This window comes from Pseudomonas sp. R3.Fl, from assembly GCF_023516765.1.
In the GTDB taxonomy this organism is placed as follows: Bacteria; Pseudomonadota; Gammaproteobacteria; order Pseudomonadales; family Pseudomonadaceae; genus Pseudomonas; species Pseudomonas citronellolis.
Window position 1 is genome coordinate 5619840 of sequence record NZ_JAMGSO010000001.1, and the last position, 21738, is coordinate 5641577.

18 protein-coding genes are annotated in these 21738 nt (G+C 70.7%); 4 read left to right on the plus strand and 14 right to left on the minus strand.

Features of this window, described 5'->3' with window-relative positions; genetic code table 11:
- Positions 1-49 precede the first annotated feature (49 nt).
- Positions 50-1249: a GGDEF domain-containing protein gene (locus M8R19_RS24865; protein ID WP_249919209.1), complete on the minus strand. Its 1200-nt coding sequence runs from the start codon at positions 1247-1249 to the stop codon at positions 50-52.
- A gap of 162 nt (positions 1250-1411) precedes the next feature.
- On the opposite strand from M8R19_RS24865, the gene M8R19_RS24870 reads away from it, so the two are divergent.
- Both M8R19_RS24870 and M8R19_RS24875 read left to right on the plus strand, forming a co-directional pair.
- Positions 1412-2125 carry a lipoate--protein ligase family protein gene (locus M8R19_RS24870; protein ID WP_249919210.1) on the plus strand — a complete coding sequence of 238 codons (714 nt, stop codon included), beginning with the start codon at positions 1412-1414 and terminating at the stop codon, positions 2123-2125.
- Positions 2126-2193: 68 nt separating this feature from the next.
- Positions 2194-4008 carry a monovalent cation:proton antiporter-2 (CPA2) family protein gene (locus M8R19_RS24875; RefSeq protein ID WP_249919211.1) on the plus strand — a complete coding sequence of 605 codons (1815 nt, stop codon included), beginning with the start codon at positions 2194-2196 and terminating at the stop codon, positions 4006-4008.
- 16 nt (positions 4009-4024) lie between these two features.
- Here the strand turns inward: M8R19_RS24875 and M8R19_RS24880 are convergent, their stop codons facing one another.
- The 8 genes from M8R19_RS24880 to M8R19_RS24915 all read right to left on the minus strand — a co-directional run bounded on the left by M8R19_RS24880 (position 4025) and on the right by M8R19_RS24915 (position 12301).
- Positions 4025-4210 carry a hypothetical protein gene (locus M8R19_RS24880; protein ID WP_249919212.1) on the minus strand — a complete coding sequence of 62 codons (186 nt, stop codon included), beginning with the start codon at positions 4208-4210 and terminating at the stop codon, positions 4025-4027.
- Positions 4211-4367: 157 nt separating this feature from the next.
- Complete coding sequence (locus M8R19_RS24885) at positions 4368-5465, minus strand: alpha/beta hydrolase fold domain-containing protein (RefSeq protein WP_249919213.1); 1098 nt, start codon at positions 5463-5465, stop codon at positions 4368-4370.
- 47 nt (positions 5466-5512) lie between these two features.
- Positions 5513-7147: a BatD family protein gene (locus M8R19_RS24890; RefSeq protein ID WP_249919214.1), complete on the minus strand. Its 1635-nt coding sequence runs from the start codon at positions 7145-7147 to the stop codon at positions 5513-5515.
- Complete coding sequence (locus M8R19_RS24895; protein ID WP_249919215.1) at positions 7144-8889, minus strand: VWA domain-containing protein; 1746 nt, start codon at positions 8887-8889, stop codon at positions 7144-7146. Before M8R19_RS24895 ends, M8R19_RS24890 begins: the two co-directional genes overlap by 4 nt.
- Positions 8886-9896, minus strand: coding sequence for a vWA domain-containing protein (locus tag M8R19_RS24900; protein WP_249919216.1), 1011 nt, complete (start codon positions 9894-9896; stop codon positions 8886-8888). The genes M8R19_RS24895 and M8R19_RS24900 overlap by 4 nt, the downstream gene beginning before the upstream one ends.
- A complete protein-coding gene (locus M8R19_RS24905) occupies positions 9889-10386 on the minus strand; it encodes a DUF4381 domain-containing protein (RefSeq protein ID WP_074984695.1) in 498 nt (165 codons plus the stop codon). The genes M8R19_RS24900 and M8R19_RS24905 overlap by 8 nt, the downstream gene beginning before the upstream one ends.
- Positions 10383-11342, minus strand: coding sequence for a DUF58 domain-containing protein (locus M8R19_RS24910; RefSeq protein ID WP_249919217.1), 960 nt, complete (start codon positions 11340-11342; stop codon positions 10383-10385). Before M8R19_RS24910 ends, M8R19_RS24905 begins: the two co-directional genes overlap by 4 nt.
- A complete protein-coding gene (locus tag M8R19_RS24915; protein WP_249919218.1) occupies positions 11342-12301 on the minus strand; it encodes an AAA family ATPase in 960 nt (319 codons plus the stop codon). Before M8R19_RS24915 ends, M8R19_RS24910 begins: the two co-directional genes overlap by 1 nt.
- 215 nt (positions 12302-12516) lie before the next feature.
- On the opposite strand from M8R19_RS24915, the gene M8R19_RS24920 reads away from it, so the two are divergent.
- Complete coding sequence (locus tag M8R19_RS24920) at positions 12517-14412, plus strand: filamentous hemagglutinin N-terminal domain-containing protein (protein WP_436278255.1); 1896 nt, start codon at positions 12517-12519, stop codon at positions 14410-14412.
- 1519 nt (positions 14413-15931) lie between these two features.
- On the opposite strand, the gene M8R19_RS24925 is transcribed toward M8R19_RS24920, so the two are convergent.
- Genes M8R19_RS24925 through M8R19_RS24945 form a run of 5 tightly spaced genes read right to left on the minus strand, consistent with a single transcriptional unit; the run spans position 15932 to position 20556 of the window.
- Positions 15932-16810: a DUF1353 domain-containing protein gene (locus tag M8R19_RS24925; protein WP_249919220.1), complete on the minus strand. Its 879-nt coding sequence runs from the start codon at positions 16808-16810 to the stop codon at positions 15932-15934.
- Positions 16811-16864: 54 nt separating this feature from the next.
- Complete coding sequence (locus tag M8R19_RS24930; RefSeq protein WP_249919221.1) at positions 16865-17791, minus strand: 5-oxoprolinase subunit C family protein; 927 nt, start codon at positions 17789-17791, stop codon at positions 16865-16867.
- Positions 17788-18501: a 5-oxoprolinase subunit PxpB gene (pxpB, locus tag M8R19_RS24935; protein WP_249919222.1), complete on the minus strand. Its 714-nt coding sequence runs from the start codon at positions 18499-18501 to the stop codon at positions 17788-17790. The genes M8R19_RS24930 and pxpB overlap by 4 nt, the downstream gene beginning before the upstream one ends.
- Entirely contained in the window at positions 18498-19250 is a 753-nt protein-coding gene (locus M8R19_RS24940; protein ID WP_249919223.1) for a 5-oxoprolinase subunit PxpA, read from the minus strand. Before M8R19_RS24940 ends, pxpB begins: the two co-directional genes overlap by 4 nt.
- 25 nt (positions 19251-19275) lie before the next feature.
- Complete coding sequence (locus tag M8R19_RS24945) at positions 19276-20556, minus strand: MFS transporter (RefSeq protein WP_249919224.1); 1281 nt, start codon at positions 20554-20556, stop codon at positions 19276-19278.
- Between the two features lie 215 nt (positions 20557-20771).
- On the opposite strand from M8R19_RS24945, the gene M8R19_RS24950 reads away from it, so the two are divergent.
- Positions 20772-21701, plus strand: a complete 930-nt coding sequence (locus tag M8R19_RS24950; RefSeq protein ID WP_249919225.1) for a LysR family transcriptional regulator — start codon at positions 20772-20774, stop codon at positions 21699-21701.
- The last annotated feature ends 37 nt before the right edge of the window (positions 21702-21738 follow it).

Here is a 21738-nt window from a genome sequence, read left to right on the forward strand (position 1 = left end):
AACGCTGTTCGCGAGCAAGCTCGCTCCTACACAGAAGCGTTCCCGATCCTCACTCCAACGTCCCATGGGGCGCTGCATCCATCACCTCCACCCGGTTGCGCCCGCTGGCCTTGGCCCGGTACAGAGCCTGGTCCGCCGTGCTGTAGAGCCTCTCGTAGGTACTCGACACACCGCTGGCCAGGCCGGCGATGCCGAAGCTGGCGGTGAGGTAGAGCAGGCCGTCCTTCATCGGCAGCGGGGTGTCTTCCAGCAGCTTGCGCAGCTTCTCGGCGATCACCCGGGCCTGGGGCGCGGCGGTGTCCGGTAGCAGCAGGAGGAACTCCTCGCCGCCCAGGCGCGCCACGCTGTCGCTGCTGCGGGTGTGCTTGCGCAGCAGGGTGGCGGTGTGGCGGATCACCTCGTCGCCCAGTGGGTGGCCGTAGCGGTCGTTGATGAACTTGAAGTGGTCCAGGTCGATCATCAGCAGACTCACCGGCATCGGCTGGCGGTCGCAGCGCGCCAGTTCCTGCTTCACCAACTGGTCGAACTGGCGGCGGTTGAACAGCCCGGTCAGCGGGTCGTGGCCTGCCAGGTATTCCAGCTGCAGGTTCTTCTCCTCCAGCTCCTTGCGCTGCCGGCGCAGGTGCTGGCGCTGGCGCAGGTTGCGCAGGTGGCCGAACCAGAGGATCTGCGACAGCAGCAGGCCGATGCCGCAGATGGTCAGGCCGCCCATCTGGTTGGACAGGCGCAGCTGCGGGTCCGGCTGGGCCACTTCCATGGCCAGTTCGAAGGCGATGAACAGCACGACGTAGAGCAGCGTGGCGAACACCGGGCGCAGCAGCAGGATCAGCGCCGTGGCCACCGCGCCCATGAGGAAGGGCGTGATGCTGCTGGTCACCTCCTGGTCGAAGCAGGTGATGACCAGGCCGAAGCCCAGCAGCACGCAGGCGCCCAGCAGCGCCAGCAGCTCGCAGTACCACGGCGGCGGCGCCTGCGGGCGCTGGCGGGCCTGCCAGGCGAGCAGGCCGAGGCCGAGCAGCAGCACGGCCACCACCGCGTGGGTGAGGATGATGTGCTGGCGCCAGCCGTCGAACTCCGGGAGGCTGCCCTGCAGGTTGAGCCAGAACACCAGGATGTGCACCAGGCCGAAGGGCACCGCCAGCAGCGCCAGCCAGGCCAGGCGCCTGAGGTTCTCGGTGGCCACCGGTCGCGCCAGGGAGCGGGCGAGCCGGAATTGCTGGCGAAGGCGTTGCGGGAACGGCTGGGACACGGGGCTCGTCCTGTGCGCGATGGCATCCGGCTATGAGCATAGCCATATGCCGCCAGGCTGTCCCGCCGCCTGCCGGGATCGCGCGGCTTTTCGCTTGCAGCCTGGCGTGGCGGCTGGGCATAGTCCGCTACCTGTCAGGCAGCACGGCGAGAGGAGTAGGACATGGGCGAACGGGTATTGCGGTTTTCCGCGCAAGACGGCCTGGATGCCGAACGCGCCGCCCTGGACCAGGTGTTCAGCGGCCAGGCCGACAGCCGCCTGCTGTTCTGGCGCCCGCTGCAGCAGGCGCTGGTGATGCCGCGCCGGCTCAGCCGCCTGGCCGGTTTCGCCGAGGCCGAGGCGCGCTGCGCCGAACTCGGCTGGCCGATCGCCCTGCGCGACACCGGCGGCGAACCGGTGCCGCAGTCACCGGCGGTGCTCAACGTCGCCCTGTGCTACGCGGTGCCCGACGGCGACAACGAGCAGACGCGCATCGACACCGCCTACCTGCGCCTGTGCCAGCCGCTCTGCGACTGGCTCGCGGCCATGGGCCTGGACGCCGGCGTGGGCGAGGTCGACGGCGCCTTCTGCGATGGCCGCTACAACGTCAACATCGGCGGCCGCAAGCTGGTCGGCACCGCCCAGCGCTGGCGCCGCCGGCAGAGCGACGGGCGCTACGTGGTGCTGGCCCACGGCGCCATCCTCATGGAGAACCAGCGCCAGGCCATGGCCGAGGTGGTCAACGCCTTCTACCGCGCCGTCGAATTGCCGGCCGACATCCGTGGCACCAGCCACGTCGCGCTGGATGAACGGCACGCGCAGCCCTGGCAGCAGGTCGAAGCACTCGCCGGGCAGTTCCAGCGCCACCTGATCAGCCAGGGCCTGCCGCCGGTCTGATCGACACCCTTTCCGTTCCACCCGCCCGGCCGCGCGCCGGGCCTCATCCTGCCAAGGAGCGTTCCGGCATGGAGCATGGTTCCAACTATCTGCAATCGGCGGTGGTCTTCCTCATCGCCACCGTCTTCATGGTGCCGCTGGCCAAGCGCCTGCAGCTGGGCGCGGTGCTCGGCTACCTGCTGGCCGGGGTGCTGATCGGGCCTTCGGTGCTGCGCCTGATCGACGACCCGGAAAGCGTCGCCAGCCTGTCCGAGCTGGGCGTGGTGCTGCTGCTGTTCATCATCGGCCTGGAGCTGTCGCCCAAGCGCCTGTGGGTGATGCGCAAGGCGGTGTTCGGCATCGGCCTGGCCCAGGTGCTGCTCACCGCGCTGGTGATCGGCGTGCTGGCGCACCTGGCCTTCGAGCTGCCGCTGAACACCTCGGTGGTGCTCGGCGGCGGCCTGGCGCTGTCGTCCACCGCCTTCGGCCTGCAGATCCTCGCCGAGCGCAAGGAACTGGCCAGCCCCCACGGCCGCCTGGCCTTCGCCATCCTGCTGTTCCAGGACATCGCCGCCATCCCGCTGATCGCCGCCGTGTCGCTGCTCGGCGCGCGGGCCGACGAGGCCGCGCCGGGCGGCGACTGGCGCCACTTCCTGGAAGTGGTGGGGAGCATCGCCGTGGTGGTGGTCGGCGGGCGCTACCTGCTGCGCCCGGTGTTCCGCACGGTGGCGCGCACCGGCATGGCCGACCTGTCCACCGCCACCGCGCTGCTGGTGGTGGTGGGCACCGCCTGGCTGATGGAGCTGGCCGGGGTGTCCATGGGCCTGGGCGCCTTCCTCGCCGGCCTGCTGCTGGCCGACTCGGAGTACCGCCACGAGCTGGAATCGCAGATCGAACCCTTCAAGGGCCTGCTGCTGGGGCTGTTCTTCATCAGCGTGGGGATGAGCGCCGACCTCGGCCTGCTGCTGCATTCGCCACTGCTGGTGCTGGGCCTGACGCTGCTGCTGATCGGCCTGAAGCTGCCGCTGCTGTACCTGCTCGGGCGCCTCACCGGCGGCCTCGACAGCCATTCGGCGCTGCGCCTGGGCATCGTCCTGGCGGCCGGCGGCGAATTCGCCTTCGTGGTGTTCAAGCTGGCCCGCGCCGAAGGGCTGCTGGACGCCAACCTGCACAGCCTGCTGGTGCTCTGCATCACCCTGTCGATGGCGGTGACGCCGCTGCTGGTGCTGCTGGCCGCGCGCCTGATGAAGCCCGAGCCCGTGCCGGTGCGCGAGGCGCCGGAGGAGTACAAGCGCATCGAGGGCGACGCGCCGCGGGTGGTGATCGCCGGCATGGGCCGCATGGGCCAGGTGGTCGCGCGGATCATGCGCGCCCAGCGCGTGCCCTTCATCGCCCTGGACACCTCGGTGGACACCATCGAGCTGAGCCGCAGCTACGGCAGCATCCCGATCTTCTACGGCGACCCGCTGCGCCCGGAAATCCTCCGCGCGGCCCAGGTGGACAAGGCCGAGTTCTTCGTCGTCGCCACCGACGACCCGCAGACCAACATCGACACCGCGCGCCTGGTGCGCAAGCTCTATCCGCACGTGAAGATCATCGCCCGCGCGCGCAACCGCCAGCACGTCTACCACCTGCTCGACGCCGGGGCCAGCCCGGTGCGCGAGCTGTTCCACTCCAGCCTGGAGATGAGCCGGCGGGTGCTGGTGGAAATGGGCCTTTCCGAGGAGCAGGCGCTGGCGCGCATCCGCCGCTTCCGCCGCCACGACGAGGAAGTGCTGATGGCCCAGTACAAGGTCTACGACGACGCCTCGGCGGTGATCCAGACCGCCCGCGAGGCGCGCCAGGAACTGGAGACGCTGTTCGAGGGCGACCAGTTGGAAGACCGCGGCGTGGGCAAGCCCTGAGCGGGCCGGCCGCGCTTCAGCCGCGGATGCGGCGGCGCGGCGGTTCGTCGATGCGGATGGGCTCGCCGGGCGAGCGCAGGGTGAGCACGCCGATGGCGGCCAGCAGCAGGGTCGCGGCCAGGCCGATGGCCGCCAGCGCGACGTAGAGCAGCAGCTCCGCCAGGGAGCCGATGATGAGCAGAAGATCCAGTGCGGCCTGCATGGTGCGTTCCTCCTCCGTCAGCCTCGTGGTCAGCGGGGCGTTCCGGGAGTGCACGCTCAGGCCGCCTCGCGGCCCCGGGGTTCGCGGGGCCATGGGCTCATGCTCGCGTCCGCGCGCGGCGAAGGGAATTGAATCCGCCTGCTGGTGACTATCGACGCTATCGATGCCCCGGCGGCAGGGGCGCCAGCAGTTGCATGGGGCGCACCGGCATACCGTCGCTCCAGTTGCCCATGGACAGTTGCGCGCGGGTGCCGCCCAGGGCCCAGTCGCGGTTGCGGCCGGCGAAGGCGGCGTCGCACAGCGCATCGAACAGCTTCCAGGGGCCGTACCAGTCCAGGGCGTCGGTATCCAGGGCGTTGTGGTTCGTCGACGCGCGGCCTTCGGCCTGGCGCCGTTTCTGGCGCTCCTGCACCCGTTGCAGCAGCCAGCTGCCGGAGTCCGAAGGCGGGTAGCGCGGGTCGAAGCGCGGCGCGGTGGGCGCCGCATGGTTGGCCAGCAGCGGCGGGCTGCCGTGGCGGTCGCTGCGCAGTAGCAGGAGGTTCTTGTCGGCGCCGTCGACCTGGGTGCTCTCGCTGTAGATGCGCCGGGCGTCGTCGCAACCCACGCGCTCGTCCTCGTCGCCGCACAGGGCCAGCAGCAGGGTGCCCGGCGGGATGCCGGACAGCGGCTCCAGCGGCACCTGGCGCCAGCGCGGGCCCTGGCTGCGCCCCGGCTCCACGGCGAACAGGGCGCGTGGCCGGGGCAGGCCCAGGCGCTGGTAGCCGGCGGCCAGGCCGCTGGCGATCAGGCCGCCGGCGGAATGCCCGACATAGGCCAGGCGCTGCAGGTCGGCGCGTACCCCGAGCCGCCCGGACTGCAGTTCGGCGATGCCCTGGCGCACCGCCTCGGCGGCATTGGGCAGGAACTCGCCGGCCGGCGTCTTCAGGTTCTGCTGGTAGCGCGGGTAGAGGACGATGGCGCCACGCCGCACGATGTGCTCGATCCAGGCGCGGTAGAGGTCCGGCTGCATCACGCTCCAGCCATGGACGAAGACCACCAGCGGGGCCTGCGCCGGCACTGGCGCGGCGGGGGTGAACAGCCAGTATTCGCTGCCCTGTTCGCCGCCGTGCCATTGGCGCAGGTCGGCGTGGGCCAGGCGCGAGCCGCCGGGGCCGTCCAGCGGCTGCGGCGGCGGGGCCGCGGGGCCGGCCTGGGCACCGCGGGCCAGGAGGCCGCAGAGCAGCAGGGTGGCGAGCCGGCACGGGCGTTCGGCCATGGGTCTGCCTCTTGCCAGGGAGTTTTCCTCAGCCTAGCCGGCGTGGCTCAGCGCGGGTAGAGCGGTGGCAGGCTGTTGCCCTCGGCCGTCGCCGCGCCGCCGCCTTCCGCGGCGGGCAGGGTGCGGATCGCCCGCCAGAGGTCCTCGCCTTCCCAGTTGTGGCCACCCTCGCTGTCGCTGTAGAGCGCGCCGTTGAGGCCGTCCATGGCGTCGGACAGCGGCACGAAGCGCGCCGCCATGTCGGCCAGGGTTTCCGGCTGCTGGCGCGCCCAGGCGTCGAGGGCCTGGCGGGTGGCGTGGGGGTCGTTGGCCTGGCAGCAGCGGCGCAGTTCGTCGAGCAGGGTGCGGGCGCTGGGCGCGTTGGCCGCGGCGCGGACGATGGCCGGCTGGCGCCGGGCGTGCCACCAGAGGCCGAAGCCGAGCAGGCTGGTCAGGGCCAGCAGCAGGGTCGCCAGCTGCCATGGCCAGAGGCGCTGGCCGTCGCTGCTCACGGCGCCTTCCAGCGGCGCCGGGGGCGGGGCCGCCAGTTGCGGGTTGGCGCCGACGTCCAGGCTGCGGCCGGGCAGGGTGGTGTGCTCCAGGCGGTCTTCCTGGGTGTTCCACCAGGTGATCTCGATGTCCGGCAGGCTCAGCTGGCCGGCCTGCTCCGGGATCAGGGCCTGGCGCTCCTCGCGGCTGCCGATCACCCCCTGGTCGCCCTGTTCCTCGGCCAGCTGCGGCTGGTCGGGGTAGTGCCGCAGCCCGGCCGGCAGGGCCTGGGGCAGCGGCGGCAGCTGGGCGCTGGAGAGGCCTTCCACGCGCAGCATCAGGTTGCGCGTCAGGGCTTCGCCGGCCTTGGCCTGCTCCGGCTGCGGCGCCCAGCTTTCGCTGAGGGCGACGGCGCGGGCCGGCAGCCAGGGCGCGTCGGCCGGGTAGTCGGCGGGCTTGGGTTTCACTTCCAGGGGAATTTCCGGCGAGCTCACCCGCAGGCGCTTGCCGGGCAGCACGCCGAAGGTGTCGCCGGGGTTGTTGCGCGCCACCCGGGTGGCGCTGAAGTTCAGCGCCGGGATGGTCAGCTCGCCGCTGTGCTGCGGGAAGATCGCGAAGCGCACCTCGATGACGCCGTGGCGCACGCCGTTGATTTCCTTCTCGTAGGTGCGCGGCTGGCCGAGCTGCTCGACCTTGGCGTCGTCGATCTGCAGCGGGCTGAGGCTGCTGTCGTCGTACAGCGACACCGAGTGGTAGATGCGCAGGGTGAGGATGGCCTGGGCCTGCACGTAGACCGTTTCGTGGTCGAGGCTGGCGTCGATGAACACCGGCGAGAGTTTCTGCTGCTCGTCCGCGTCCTCGGCCTTGAGCACCTGCAGGGCGATCGGCTGGGTCTGCCCGTTGCCCATGCGCAGCGCCGGTATCTGCAGGGCGCCGCTGCGGGTGGGGCGCAGGGTGATGATCCAGCGCGTGGTGGCCTGGGCCTGGCCGTCGAGGGTGGTCAGGCGGTTGACCTGGCGGGTGCCGAGGATTTCGAAAGCGTCGCCCAGGGGCGTGAGGTCCGGCTTGCCGAACTGCGTGGGGTCGTCGGACTCCAGCGTCAGGTCCAGGCTCTCGCCCTCGGTCAGGCGCGCGCGGTCGACGCTGGCGGTGAAGCTGGCCTGCGCCTGGAATGCGAGCAGGCTGAGCAGGATCAGGCAGATCATCCGTTTCATGGCAGGTTTTCCTGGCGCTGCTGCTGTTGGTACCAGAACTTGCGGCGCAGCAGTTCGGAGGGTTCGTCGGGAATCTGCCGCAGCCACTGTTCCAGGGCCTGGCGGCTTTCGTCGCTGAGTTTCCCTTCGTCCGCCGTGGGGGCGGGGAGTTCCGTCGAATCGGCGGGCGGCTCGTCGTCCGGGTCGGTGGCCTGCAGGCGCTCGGCGCTGGCCTGCTGGCGGTTCTGCAGGGCCGCGGAGGGGCGCGTCGGCCGTTCTTCCAGGTTCTGCTGCTCCGAGGGCTTGGCCGCTGCCGTCGGCGCCGGCTCGGTTTCGCCGCTTCGGCTGGCCTGGGAGGCATTGGGGCGCTGTTGGGCGGCGTCCTGCTCGTGCTGGCGCAGCAGGTCCTCCAGCAGCGCCTTGTTGCGCAGGGCCTGTTGCAGGCCGGGCTGCAGTTCCAGCGCCCGCTCGTAGGCGTCGATGGCCGCCTCGTACTGCTCGGCGCGGGCCAGGGCGTTGCCGCGGTTGTAGTGGTCGGCGGCGCTGTCGCCCAGGGCGAAGGCGCGGGCCGCGCCGTCGTAGTCGCCGGCCTGGTAGAGGGCCAGGCCGCGCCAGCGGAAGTCGGCGAAGCGCCGGGCGGCGTCGGCCGGGCGCTGCTCGGCGAGCAGGCGCTGGCCCTGCTGGTCGGGGCGCAGCCAGAGGTCGGCGAACTCGAAGGCCATGGCCGGTTGCGGCGCGCCCAGCCACAGCGGCAGCAATAGCGGCAGGCTGAACAGCCAGCCGCGGCGCCCGGCGCAGGCGGCCAGCAAGAGCAGCGGCAGGAGCAGCCAGTAACCCTGGTCGGCCCAGCGCTGCAGGCGCAGCACGGCGTCGTTGCCGGCGGCTTCCAGGCCGCGGTTGGCGTCCAGCAGGCCGAGGGCCCTGAGGTCGCGGTCGCTGGCGCCCAGGCGCTGGTAGCCGGCGTCGAGGCTGGTGGCGAACTGGCGCAGCCCGGCTTCGTCGAGGCGTGGCAGGAGGATGCCGCCCTGGTCGTCCTTCAGGTAGGTGCCGTCTTCCTGGGGGATGGGCGCGCCGCCGACAGTGCCCACGGCGAGGATGGCGAAGTCCCGGCCGTGGCCGTGCAGGGCCTGGCGGATGCCCTGCTGTTCGCTTTCCTCCAGCCCGCCGGTGAGCAGCAGCAGGCGCCCGTTGCCCTGGGCGCCCTGGTCGAGCAGGCGGCGCGCCTGCTGTACGGCGAGGTCGGCGCGCTGCCCCGGCTCGGGCATGATCGACGGCTTGAGCGCATCGAGCAGGTTGCGCGCGGTGAACAGGTCGTTGGACAGCGGCACCAGGGTGTGGGCGCTGCCGGCGTAGACGACGATGGCGGTCTGCGCGTCGGGGCGCGCGCGCAGCAGGTCGAGGAGCTTGCGCCGGGCCTGTTCCAGGCGGCTGGGCGGCAGGTCGCCGGCGAGCATCCGCGGCGTCAGTTCGAGGATCACCACCAGCGGGTCGCTGCGCTGCATGGCCGGCTGCTCGACGCGCTCCCAGCTCGGCCCGAGCAGCGCCAGCACCGCCAGCAGCCAGGCCAGGCCCAGGTACAGCCAGGGGCGGCGGTCGGGGCGGCCGCTGCCGCCCTGGAGCAGCCAGGGGTGGAAGGCCGCCGGCAGCAGCAGTTGCCAGCGGCCGGCGCGGCGCTGGCGGTGCAGCAGCTTCCACAGCAGCCAGGCGAGCAGCGGCAACAGCAGCAGCCAGCCGGGGTAGAGCAGGTGCGGCCAGAGGCTCATGGACGCCTCCACGGCCAGCGCCAGTGTTGCGCCGGCCAGAGTTCCGCGGCCACCAGCAGCAGGCTCAGCAGCAGCGCGGCGGCCAGCGGCCAGTGGTAGAGGGCCAGGGCCGGGCGCGCCTGGGTGGGTTTCTGCGTCACCGGTTCGAGGCTGTCCAGGGTGCTGGAGACGGCCTCCAGCTCGGCGCCGTTGCGGGCGCGGAAGTATTCGCCGCCGGTGAGGCCGGCGATCGCCTTCAGGGTGGCTTCGTCCAGGTCCAGGCCGGGGTTGAGGCCGAGCATGCCGAGCACGCCGCCGGGCTGCGGGTCGGCGCCGATGCCGATGGTGTAGATCTTCACGCTTTCCTCGGCGGCCAGGCGCGCGGCGGTCAGCGGCGGGATCTCGCCGGCGGTGTTGGCGCCGTCGGTGATCAGCACCAGCACGCGGCTCTGCGCCGGGCGCTGGCGCAGGCGCTTGAGCGCCAGGCCGATGGCGTCGCCCAGGGCGGTGTCCTTGCCGGCGATGCCGATCAGCGCCTCGTCCAGCCAGACGCGCACGGTGTGGCGGTCGAAGGTCAGCGGCGCCTGCAGGTAGGCCTTGCTGCCGAACAGGATGAGGCCGACGCGGTCGCCGCGGCGCGCCTCGATGAAGTCGCCGAAGAGTTTCTGCACCAGGTTCAGGCGGCTGATCTCGCTGCCCTGCCAGGTGAGGTCGGCGGTGTCCATGGAGCCGGAGACGTCCACCGCCAGCAGCAGGTCGCGGCCGCTGGCGGGGATCGGCAGCGGCTCGCCGACCCACTGCGGGCGCGCCGCCGCCAGCAGCAACAGCAGCCAGAGCAGCACGAAGGGCGCCTGCAGGCGCCAGGCCGGCAGTTGCGCGCGGGCGCGGCGGCCGGCCAGGCCTTCGAGTTCGGCGAGGAAGCTGACCTTCAGCGCCGCCTCGCCGCTGTCGGCCGGCGGCAGCAGCACGCGCAGCAGCCAGGGCAGCGGGGCGAGCAGGAAGACCCAGGGCCAGGCGAACTCAAACATGCTTGCGCACCCAGGTTTCCACGGCGGCGGCGAGGCCGTCGATGGCCTTGTCGTCGAGCTTGCATTCGGCGCGGTAGCCGCCTTCCACCAGGATCATCCAGCGCGTCAGGCCGGCGGCCGGGCAGCGGTTGTCGAGGAACGCCAGCCAGGCGCGGCCGCTCAGGGTGTGGCAGCTGTCGTCCGGCCAGCGCGCCCGCGACAGGCGCTTGAGCAGGGCGTTCTGCGCCTGCAGCCAGGGGCCGGCGGGGGCGCCGTCGTAGGGCCGCGGCAGGCGCGCCAGTTCTTCCAGGGCGGCGACGCGGATGGGCTCCAGCGGCGCTTCCGCCGGGGCCTGCGCGCGGCGGCGCGGCAGCAGGCGGTGGCGCCAGCGCCATAGCGCCCAGGCCAGCGGCGGCAGCAGCGCGGCCAGCAGCCACCAGCCCGGCGCTGGCGGCCACCAGGGCACGGCGGCGGGCTGGATCAGCGGTTCCAGGGCGTCGAGGGGATTCACGAGCGCAGCCTCGCGGTGGGCTGTTCGAGGTGGTCGAGCAACTGTTCGACCAGGTCCAGCTGGGTGCTCAGCGGCAGCAGCGGCACGCCCAGGCGCTGGCTGACCCGCGCCCAGCGCTCGCGGCGCGCCTCGCCCAGGGCGCGGTAGGCCAGGCGTTGTTCGTCGACGTGGGTGTCCACTTCGAGCAGGGCCTGGCCTTCGGCGAAGCGCATCAGCCCGGCGGCTGGCAGGGCGTGGTCGAGCGGGTCGGACACCGGCAGCAGGACCAGGTCGGTGTGCCGCGCCAGCAGGCCCAGTTGCTGCTCGGCCAGGTCGCCCTGGGGCGAGTGGGCGAGGGCGCGTTCGTCGCAGACGATCATCACCAGGCTGCCCGGCCGCAGCACCTCGCGGGCGCGGCGCAGGGCCAGGCCGAAACCGTCGCCGGAGGGCGCTGCGGCGCCGTCGGCGAGCAGCGCGTGGTTGGCGCGGACGATCAGGTTGAGCAACTGCAGCTGGCTCTGCTTGCTGCGCCGCGGCTTGATCTCGTGGGTGTCGTGGTCGCTCAGCACCAGGCCGCCGATGCGGTCGTTGTGGGCCAGCGCGGCCCAGCCGAGCAGGGCGGCGGCGCGCGCGGCCAGCACTGACTTCAAACACAGGCCGGAGCCGAAGAAGGTCCGCCGGCTCTGCTCGACGAGGACGAACACCGGGCGTTCGCGCTCCTCGTGGAACAGCTTGGTGTGCGGCTCGCGGGTGCGAGCGGTGACGCGCCAGTCGATGGTGCGCACGTCGTCGCCGGGCTGGTACACGCGCACCTGGTCGAAGTCCACGCCGCGCCCGCGCAGGCGCGAGTGGTGCAGGCCGATCAGCGGGCTGCGCCGGGCCGGGGTGGAGAACAGCTGCACCTCGCGCAGGCGATGGCGCATGTCGATCAGCTCTTGCAGGCTGACCGTCACGCCGTTGCTGGCGGTGTCCGGCATCAGGCCACGGCGACCACGTCGAGGATGCGCTGGACCACTCGGTCCTGGTCGATCCCCGCGGCTTCCGCCTCGAAGGAGAGGATCAGGCGGTGGCGCAGCACGTCGAACAGCACGGCCTGGATGTCCTCGGGGCTGACGAAATCGCGCCCGCCCAGCCAGGCGTGGGCGCGGGCGCAGCGGTCCAGGGCGATGGAGCCGCGCGGGCTGGCGCCGTAGGCGATCCACTCGGCCAGCTCGGGATCGAACTTGGCCGCGGTGCGGGTGGCCATGACCAGCTGCACCAGGTATTCCTCCACCGCGTCGGCCATGTACAGGCCGAGGATTTCCTTGCGCGCGGCGAAGATCGCTTCCTGGGTCACCTGGCGTTCCGGCCGCGTCTCGCCGTTGAGCGCCTCGCCCCGGGCCTGCTGGAGGATGCGGCGCTCCACCGAGGCTTCCGGGTAGCCGATCTTCACGTGCATCAGGAAGCGGTCGAGCTGGGCCTCGGGCAGCGGGTAGGTGCCTTCCTGCTCGATGGGGTTCTGGGTGGCCATCACCAGGAACAGCGGCGGCAGGTCGTAGGTGCTGCGGCCGATGCTGACCTGGCGCTCGGCCATGGCTTCCAGCAGCGCCGACTGTACCTTGGCCGGGGCGCGGTTGATCTCGTCGGCCAGCACCAGGTGGTGGAAGATCGGCCCCTGCTGGAAGCAGAAGGTGCCGTTTTCCGGGCGGTAGATCTCGGTGCCGGTGATGTCCGCCGGGAGCAGGTCGGGGGTGAACTGGATGCGATGGAACTCGGCCTCCAGGCCTTCGGCGAGGTCCTTGATGGCCTTGGTCTTGGCCAGCCCGGGCGCGCCTTCCACCAGCAGGTGGCCGTCGGCGAGCAGGGCGATGAGCAGGCGCTCGACGAGCTTTTCCTGGCCGAGGATCTGGCTGGAGAGGAAATGTCGCAACGCGAGGAGCGACTCACGGTGTTCCATCGAATGCGGGTTCCTGGAATGGGGAAGGCGGCGTGCCGGGGCCGCCGGGGGCATTACTTTACTGCATCGGCGCAGGCGCGTGCAGGGTGGCGTGGAGCCGCCGCGCGGCTCCACGCTTCCACGGGCCGACGAGGAGGCTTCCCACGGGACAAGGACGCGTTTCCGAAGCGCACTGCCACTAATTTGGGAAGCTCCTCATGGACAACGTGGAGTAGATGGACATGGAACGCAATGCTCTGCATTTCCCGGCCGTCCTGGCCGGTCTGCTGTTCTTCGCTCACCCGCACGCCGCGGCCGCGCCGCTGAGCCTGGACCCCGGTTCCGGCAATGCCGGCCTGGGTTCCGCCGGCAACGGCGTGCCCGTGGTCAACATCGCCAGCCCCAACGCCAATGGCCTGTCGCACAACAAGTTCGGCCAGTTCAACGTCGGCCGCGAAGGCCTGATCCTCAACAACTCGCCGGGCGGGGCGCAGTCGCAGCTGGGCGGCGCCATCGCCGGCAACCCCAACCTGGGCAAGGGCGCGGCGCGCAAGATCCTCGGCGAGGTCACCGGCGGCAGCCCCTCGCAGCTGCTGGGCGCCATCGAGATCGCCGGGCCGGGCGCGCACTTCATCCTCGCCAACCCCCACGGGGTGACCTGCAACGGCTGCGGCTTCATCAACATGCCGCGGGCCACCCTGACCACCGGCAAGCCGATATTCGACGGCGAGCGCCTGGCGGGCTACGACGTCGACGGCGGGCACATCGGCATCGAAGGCGCCGGGCTCGATGCCCGCGAGGTGGGGCGCTTCGAGCTGATCACCCGCAGCGCCACGCTCAATGCCGCGCTGCATGCGCAGCAGCTCGACGTGGTGGCCGGGCGCAACCGCGTGGACGGCGAAAGCCTGGCGGCCAGCGCCAAGGCAGACGATGGCCGCCTGCGGCCGCGCCTGGCCATCGACAGCTCGGCGCTGGGCGGCATGTACGCCAACGCCATCCGCCTGGTCGGCACCGAGCAGGGCGTGGGCGTGAAGCTGGCCGGGGAACTGGCCGCCAGCGCCGGCGACATCCGCATCGACGCCAATGGCCGCCTGGAGCTGGCGCGCCTGCAGAGCGCCGGCGGCGTGCGCCTGAAGGCCGGGGATATGCACCTGAGCGGGCCGGTCAGCGCAGGGGGCGACACCGAGTTGTGGGCTTCCGGGAGCCTGACCAACCAGGGCCGGCTGGACAGCGCCGGCCGCCTGTTCATGCGCCTGGGCGGCGGCCTGGTCAACCAGGGCGGCGAGCTGCGCGCCCAGAGCATGGACCTCAGCCTGGCCGGGGCGCTGGACAACAGCCGGGGGCTGATCGAAAGCCGCGGCGGCCTGCGCCTGTACGCCGTGTCCCTGAGCAACGGCCAGGGGCGCATCCGCGCCCGTGGCTGGGAGGGCGGCACCGACATCGGCATCAGTGGTGTGCTGGACAACCGCAACGGCAGCCTGGAGACCTACGCCCGCGACCTCGACCTGCGCAGCGGCAGCCTGCTCAACGACAACGGCTGGGTCTGGCACGGCGGCAACGGCCGCTTCGGCATCGACCTGGCGCAGCTGGGCCTGGCCGGTGGCCGCTTCGTCACCCGTTCCGTGCTGCACATCAAGCGCGACCACTGGCTCAACAACAGCAGCCTGCAGGCCCGCGAGCTGATCCTGGAGGTGGGCGAACTGGAGCAGGGCGCCAGCGGGCGCCTGAACGGCACCCTCGGCGTGCGCGGCAGCGGCCACGACTGGCGCAATGCCGGGCTGATCACCAGCGAGTCCGGGCTGTCGCTGGAGCTGAGCGGGCGCTACAGCGGCAGCGGCCGGTTGCTCAGCCAGGATGGCCTGAGGATCAGTGCCGACTCTCTGGAGCTGGAGCGTGGTGGCAGCTTGATAAGTGGGATGTATGCCCAGCTCGATATCCGCAACGCATTCGTCAACCACGGCACTCTTCTGGCCTATGACGAGATCTGGCTGAATGCTGGGCGGTTGGTCAACTATGGTGTGCTGGGCAGTGGTTCCGAGCTTTATCTGGACGTGGGGAGCCTGGAGGATGAGGGGGATATCTTCAGCAACGGCGATGTCGAGTCGCATATTCCCTGGAAGTGGACGCTCTAGGCCGGTGCTGCGAGCCTGATGCTGTTTGCTTGAGAAAGAGTGCCGTTTCTCTCCATGGGAGAAACGGCATTTTTTCATCTGGGATGGGGCTGTGGCTTCGCTTGCGAATCCTGATCCCTCGCTCCGATCCTCACCCTCGTCATTCCCGCGAACGCGGGAACCCAGAGACTTGGGGCTCGGTGTAGCGCGCCGCTCCGAGTGCGTTGATATCTCTCGTTTCGCCCCCTCGGGCGAGTCCCTTTTGTCAAACGCCACAAAAGGAACCAAAAAGGCTTGCCCGCATACGGGCCCGACAGAGTCGGGCTACCCTCACGAACTCCCCCGCCACGGAGGGCCGCCCCGAGGGTACATCCCTGTAGCCCGCGGGGCTTTCGCGACATCCATGTCGCATGACCTCCTGAGCGCGGGTTTCGCTCGGCCTTCTGAAGGGGCGTTTGGAGTGCGTGGATGTTTCTCTGGAAGTCCCAAAGCAAAAGCCAGAGCAAGAGCGGGCGTGCTTTTGCTTTTCGTAGGAGCGAGCTTGCTCGCGAACCCCGTGAACTGACCGGCAACATCTGCGCACTGGTTCCACTCCGCCCCTCTCCCCAACCCTCTCCCTTCAGGGAGAGGGTTGGGGAGAGGGCGCTCTCGAACCCAGCACCTAAAGCTCTCGGGAAGTCCGTAGGGCGCATAACGCCTCCGGCGTTATCCGCCGAATCGCGGACAGAGTCCGCTCCTACGGTTCCAGAAAGCACGGGTGTAGGAGCGGACTCCGTCCGCGATTGGATTCACCGGCTACGCCGGACACCCCGGTGGCACGAACAGCCCCCTCTCCCGCTTGCGGGAGAGGGCCGGGGAGAGGGTGCTCTCGAACCCAGCACCTAAAGCTCTCGGGAAATCCGTAGGGCGCATAACGCCTCCGGCGTTATCCGCCGAATCGCGGACGGAGTCCGCTCCTACGGTTCCAGAAAGCACGGGCGTAGGAGCGGACTCCGTCCGCGATTGGATTCACCGGCTACGCCGGACACCCCGGTGGCACGAACAGCCCCCTCTCCCGCTTGCGGGAGAGGGTTGGGGAGAGGGCGCTCTTGAACCCAGCAGCTAAAGCTCTCGGGAAATCCGTAGGGCGCATAACGCCTACGGAGTTATCCGCCGAATCGCGGACAGAGTCCGCTCCTACGGTTCCAGAAAGCACGGGTGTAGGAGCGGACTCCGTCCGCGATTGGATTCACCGGCTACGCCGGACACCCCGGTGGCACGAACAGCCCCCTCTCCCGCTTGCGGGAGAGGGCCGGGGAGAGGGCGCTCTTGAACCCAGCAGCTAAAGCTCTCGGGAAATCCGTAGGGCGCATAACGCCTCCGGCGTTATCCGCCGAATCGCGGACAGAGTCCGCTCCTACGGTTCCAGAAAGCACGGGCGTAGGAGCGGACTCCGTCCGCGATTGGATTCACCGGCTACGCCGGACACCCCGGTGGCACGAACAGCCCCCTCTCCCGCTGCGGGAGAGGGTTGGGGTGATGGGCCCCCGGAAAGGGACGCTTAGCCCTTGCCCGAATGAACCGCATCAGGCACCCCGAGCCGGGTTTCCCCCAGTGGCCCGGCGGCCGCGCCGGGGATCGGCGTCAGGCAGCGCAGCGGGCTGTTGCCGTTGCGCACCTGGCGCATCTTCGGCGCGCCGCCGAGCACCACCGCCAGGTAATAGACCCAGGCCAGCGGGCGGGGCATGCCGGCATCTCGCAGCATCCGCAGGAACAGGCGGTCGGCGCTGGCCTTGTCCAGCGGCGAGACGTTGAGGAACTGGTAGAGCGCGTCGTGCACCAGGCTGGCGTGGTGCGCCACCGGCCAGAACACCTGCCTGCGGCGGATTTCGCCGTCGCGGATGCAGGCCACGTCTTCCAGGTGCTCCCACCAGTCCGGGGTGCCGAAGATCGCCAGCCAGTAGAAGGGCACCTTCGGCGAGCAACCATCCCAGGCATAGGTGCGCGGCCGGTTGAAATGGTAACGCACCTCGCCGCGGGCCAGGTCGACCTCGCTGTGCCCGGGGTTGACGATGATGCGCCCGTCGTGGATCACCAGCCATTCGCTATAGAAGAAGCGGCCACGGGCCTCTTCGCAGAACACCGTCAGCGGGAAGTCGATATAGTTGACCCAGGGGCCGGGCCTGTCGCGGCTGCAGAAGCCCCAGCGCTCCACCGAGGCTGCCCGCGCGGCACGGACGCGCCGCAGGCGCTCGCGGCGGCCGACCAGTTGCGGCAGCAGTACGCCCAGGTACACCGGCAGCGCGCCGGCCAGCAGGTACTGCAGCAACAGCGGCTGCAGCAGCCAGGCCAGGCCCAGCAGGAGCAGGCCGAGCAGGGTGACCAGCAGGTTGGCGAGGTGGCGTAGCAGCGGGCGCTGCAACGGGGGAACGGCTTGCATGGCATCCTCCGTGATGTCTGGAAGATGCCATTGTGCCACTGTCGTCGGCCGGCTTCAGTCGACCTGTCGCCATTGCGCCAATAGGCGCCGGTGCGCTGCCAGCGCCGCGGGTTGCACGCTGGGCCGCAGGCGCAGCTCGGCGCCCGGCAGGCATTGCGCCAGGCGCGCCAGGGCCCTGGGGCTGAGGGCGCCCAGGCGCGGGTAGCCGCCGATGGTCTGGCGGTCGTTGAGCAGCACGATCGGCTGGCCGTCCGGCGGCACCTGCACGGCGCCCAGGGGAATGCCCTCGGAGATCATCGGCCGGCCCAGGTACTGCAACGCCGGGCCGAGCAGGCGCATGCCCATGCGGTCGGCGCGCTGGTCGAGGCTCCAGGTGGCGTCGAAGGCGTCGAACAGGCTCTGCCCGGCGAAGTCGCCGGCCTGGGCGCCGAGCACCAGTTCCAGTTCCGCCGGGCCGTCGTAGCGCGGCTGCTGGTGGGCCTGCATATGGCGCCGCGGGGGCGTTCCGCCGGCGGCGCGCAGCTCGTCGCCGGTCATCAGCGGCTTGCCCTGGCCGTCGAGGCCGCCGAGCCCTTCGCGGACGACGGTGGCGCAACTGCCCAGCACCGCCTCGCCGAGGAAACCGCCGGGCGCCGCCAGGTAGGCGCGGGCACCGCTGCGTGGCTGGATGAAGGCCAGGCGTTGGCCGCTGCGCAGTTCGAAGGCCTGCCAGGGCGCCAGCGGCTGGCCGTCGATCTCCGCCGCCAGGTCCGCGCCGGCCAGGGCCAGGCGCACGTCGGCATGGGCGCGCAGGGTCACGCCGCCCAGGGGAATCTCCAGCACCGCCGCGTCCAGGCGGTTGCCCAGCAGCCAGTTGGCCCAGGCCTGGGCTTCCCAGTCCAGGGCGCCGCCCTGGGTCACGCCCAGATGGCGCACGCCGAAGCGGCCGCCGTCCTGCAGCTGGGCCAGCGGGGTGCTCTTTTCCACGTGGAGGATTTTCATGCCTGGCCCTCCTCGGCGGGCATGGGCGTGTCGTCGCCGCCCAGGCGGATGAATTCGGCGCGGTCGATGGCCTCGAAGCGCACCCGGTCGCCGGGCTGCAGCAGGCTGTAGCCGTCGCGCCCGCGGTCGAACAGGCGCGCCGGGGTGCGCCCCAGCAGGTTCCAGCCGCCAGGGGAGGCCAGCGGGTAGGCGGCGGTCTGGCGCTCGGCGATGCCGACGCTGCCGGCGGCGACGCGCTGCCGCGGGGTGGCCAGGCGCGGGGTGGCCAGGGCCGGCTCGACCAGGCCCATGAAGGCGAAGCCCGGGGCGAAGCCGAGGGCGAACACCTGGTAGGAGCGGCCGCTGTGGCGGCGGATCACCTCGGCCATGCCCAGCCCGCTGTGCCGCGCCAGGCGCGCCAGGTCGGGGCCGACGCTGGGGTCGTACCACACCGGCATAACCTGCTCGCGGCTGTTCTCCCCGGCCAGCGGCTGCAGGCCGTCGAGGGCGGCGAACAGGCGCTCGCGGATCGTCAGCGGCTCCAGCCGCAGCGGGTCGAAGCGCAGCATCAGGGTGGTATAGGAAGGCACCAGCTCCAGCAGCTCGTCGCCGAAGACCGCGCGCAGGCGCTGCGCGGCGGCTAGCAGCCAGGGCATGTTGGCTTCGTCGATGGCGTCGAACAGGCGCAGCATGTAGCTGTCCAGGGCGACCACTTCCAGGCGTGGTCTCATGCCGGCACCAGGGCGTCCAGGGCGACGCGCAACTGGCGCACGGCCTCCACCGAGCCGGGGTTGTCGCCGTGCACGCAGATACTGTCGGCGCGCAGGTGCAGCGCGCTGCCGTCGCTGGCGCCGAGGGCCTCGCCGCGGGCCAGGGTCAGCGCCTGGGCGATCACCTGGCGGCTGTCGTGGTGCACCGCGCCGGGCAACTGGCGCGAGACCAGGTGGCCTTCGGGGGTGTAGGCGCGATCGGCGAAGGTCTCGAACCACAGGCGCAGGCCGAACTCGGCGGCCATGGCCAGGGCGCCCTGGTTGTCGCGGGTGGACAGCAGCATCAGCGGCAGCCCGCGGTCGTAGGCCGCGACCGCGCGCATCACCGCGCGCAGTTGCTCGGGCTTGCGCATCATGTCGTTGTACAGCGCGCCGTGCGGCTTGACGTAGCTCACCCGCGCGCCCTGGGCGCGGCAGATGCCGTCGAGGGCGCCGATCTGGTAGTGCAGCATGTCCTCGATCTCCTGCGCGCTGCATTCCAGCGAGCGGCGGCCGAAGCCGAGCAGGTCTGGGTAGCCGGGATGGGCGCCGATGCGCACGTCGTGTGCCAGCGCCAGGGCCACGGTGCGGCGCATGCTGCCGGGATCGCCGGCGTGGTAGCCGCAGGCGACGTTGGCACAGTCGATGTACGGCATGACCTCGGCGTCCAGGCCCATTTTCCAGGCGCCGAAGCTTTCGCCGATGTCGCAGTTGAGCAGGGGGAGGTGCATGGTCGTCCTCGTAGGTCGCTGCGGTTCAGGGTTCCAACTGCTTGCCGCGGGTTTCCGGCAGGCTCAGGGCGGCGAGGATGACCACGCCATAGGACACCGCGGCGAAGCCGCCAATGCCCAGGCCCAGCGGCACGTGCTGGCTGATCATGCCGATGAGCATGGGGAAGAGCGCGGCGATGGCGCGCCCGGCGTTGTAGCAGAAGCCCTGGCCCGAGCCGCGGATGCGGGTGGGGAAGAGTTCGGTGAGGAAGGCGCCCATGCCGCTGAAGATGCCCGAGGCGAAGAAGCCCAGGGGGAAGCCCAGCCAGAGCATGGCCGCGTTGGCGATCGGCAGCTGGGTGTAGAGCAGCACCACGATGAACGAGCCGACCGCGAACAGGATGAAGTTCTTCTTGCGCCCCAGCAGGTCGGTGAGGAAGGCGCTGACCACATAGCCGACGTAGGAGCCGAGGATGACCATGGCCAGGTAGCCGCCGGTGCCGAGCACGCTGAGATGGCGTTCGGTCTTCAGGTAGGTCGGCAGCCAGGAGGTGATGGCGTAGTAGCCGCCCAGGGCGCCGGTGGTGAGCAGCGAGGCGCGCAGGGTGATGCTGAGCATGCCGGGGGCGAAGATTTCGTGGAAGCCGATCTTTTCGCCGCTCTCCAGGGCCTTGGCGCGCTGGTAGACCTCCGGTTCCTTGACCAGGCGACGGACGAGCAGCACGAACAGCGCCGGCAGCAGGCCGAGGAGGAACAGCGAGCGCCAGGCGTACTCGGGCGACAGCACGCTGAACAGCAGGGCGTAGAGCAGGGCGGTGACGCCCCAGCCCAGCGCCCAGCCGGACTGCACCAGGCCCACGGCCTTGCCGCGGTCGCGGGCGCGGATCACCTCGCCGATCAGCACCGCGCCGGCGGTCCACTCGCCGCCGAAGCCGAAGCCCATCAGGGTGCGCGCGATCAGCAACTGCTCGTAGTTCTGCGCCAGCCCGCAAAGGAAGGTGAAGAAAGCGAACCACAGCACCGTCAACTGCAGGGTGAGGACGCGGCCGATGCGGTCGGAGAGGATGCCGGCAACCCAGCCGCCGGCGGCGGAGGCCAGCAGGGTGAGGGTGTGGATCAGGCCCGCCTCGCCGGTGCTTATGCCCCACAGGGCGATCAGCGTGGGAATGACGAAGCTGAGCATCTGGGTATCCATGCCGTCCAGGCCGTAGCCGATCTTGCAGCTCCAGAAGGTCCGTCGTTCCTGCTTGTCCAGTTCACGGTACCAGCCGAAATAGCTGCCGCTGCCCACGTCGAGGGGGACGGCCGGGCTCGCCTGCTTTTCCATGGGGGATCTCCGCTCTTGCGTTCTTGGAATTGTTCTAGCGGCCGGTACCACATCTCGCCGTCGCCTGGGCCCGGATTCTTCGAGGCCCGGGGGCATGCGTCCAACTAATTTATGCGGTCGCCGGTGACAAGAATTTCCGATACCCGCCCCTGGCGCGGCATTCGCGGTGCCGGCGGGGTGGGGTTATGCTTGCGCGTCCCCGCCCGGTACCGGCCATGAACCTGAAATTCCTCGAGACCTTCGTCTGGGTCGCCCGCCTGAAGAGCTTCCGCCTCACCGCCGAGAAGCTCTTCAGCACCCAGGCCGCCATTTCCAGCCGTATCGCCGTGCTCGAAGGCGATCTGGGCGTGAAGCTGTTCGTTCGCGATTCCCGCGGCGTGACCCTGACCCCCGAGGGCCACCAGGTGCTGGAGTACGCCGAGCGCATGCTCGACACCGCGCAGTCGCTGCGCCAGGCCATAGACGCCGGCCGCGTCGGCCAGGGGCGTATCCGCATCGGCGCCATGGACACGGTCATCCACACCTGGCTCAGCCCCCTGGTGGCGCGTGGCATGGAGCGCTTCCCGGACCTCGAGATCGAGCTGATGGCGGACACCGCGATCAACCTCGCCGAGCAGTTGCGCAAGGGCTACCTGGACCTGATCTTCCAGACCGACGCCATCCGCCACGAATCGGTGCTCAACCTGGAGCTGGGCAGCTACCCGCTGCGCTGGGTGGTGCCCCGGGGCTCGCCCTACGACCGCGACTACACGGGGCTGGAGGACCTGTTCCGCGAACGCGTGCTGACCTTCTCCAAGCATTCGCGACCGCACCTGGACCTGCTCACCATGCTCCAGGCCCGCGACGTCAGCCTGCCGCGCCTGAACTGCGTGAACTCGGTGGCGGCGATGACGCGCCTGGTGCGCGATGGCTTCGGCATAGGCGCGCTGCCGCCGGCGCTGGTGGTCCAGGAGCTGGAGCGCGGCGAACTGCGGGTGCTGGACGTGGAGCCGTCGCCGCCGGAGCTGCCATTGGTGGCCTCCTGGCGCGGCGGCAGCGGCCTGGAGCTGGTGGAGCAGGTGGTGGAAATGAGCCGGACGGTGCTCGCCGACTATGCGGCCAGCGCCGGCGAGTCGCGCATCGTGCTGCTGCCGGCGGGCCGCTGAATAAATTTTTCCGATGCCCGGGGACGGAAACTATTTG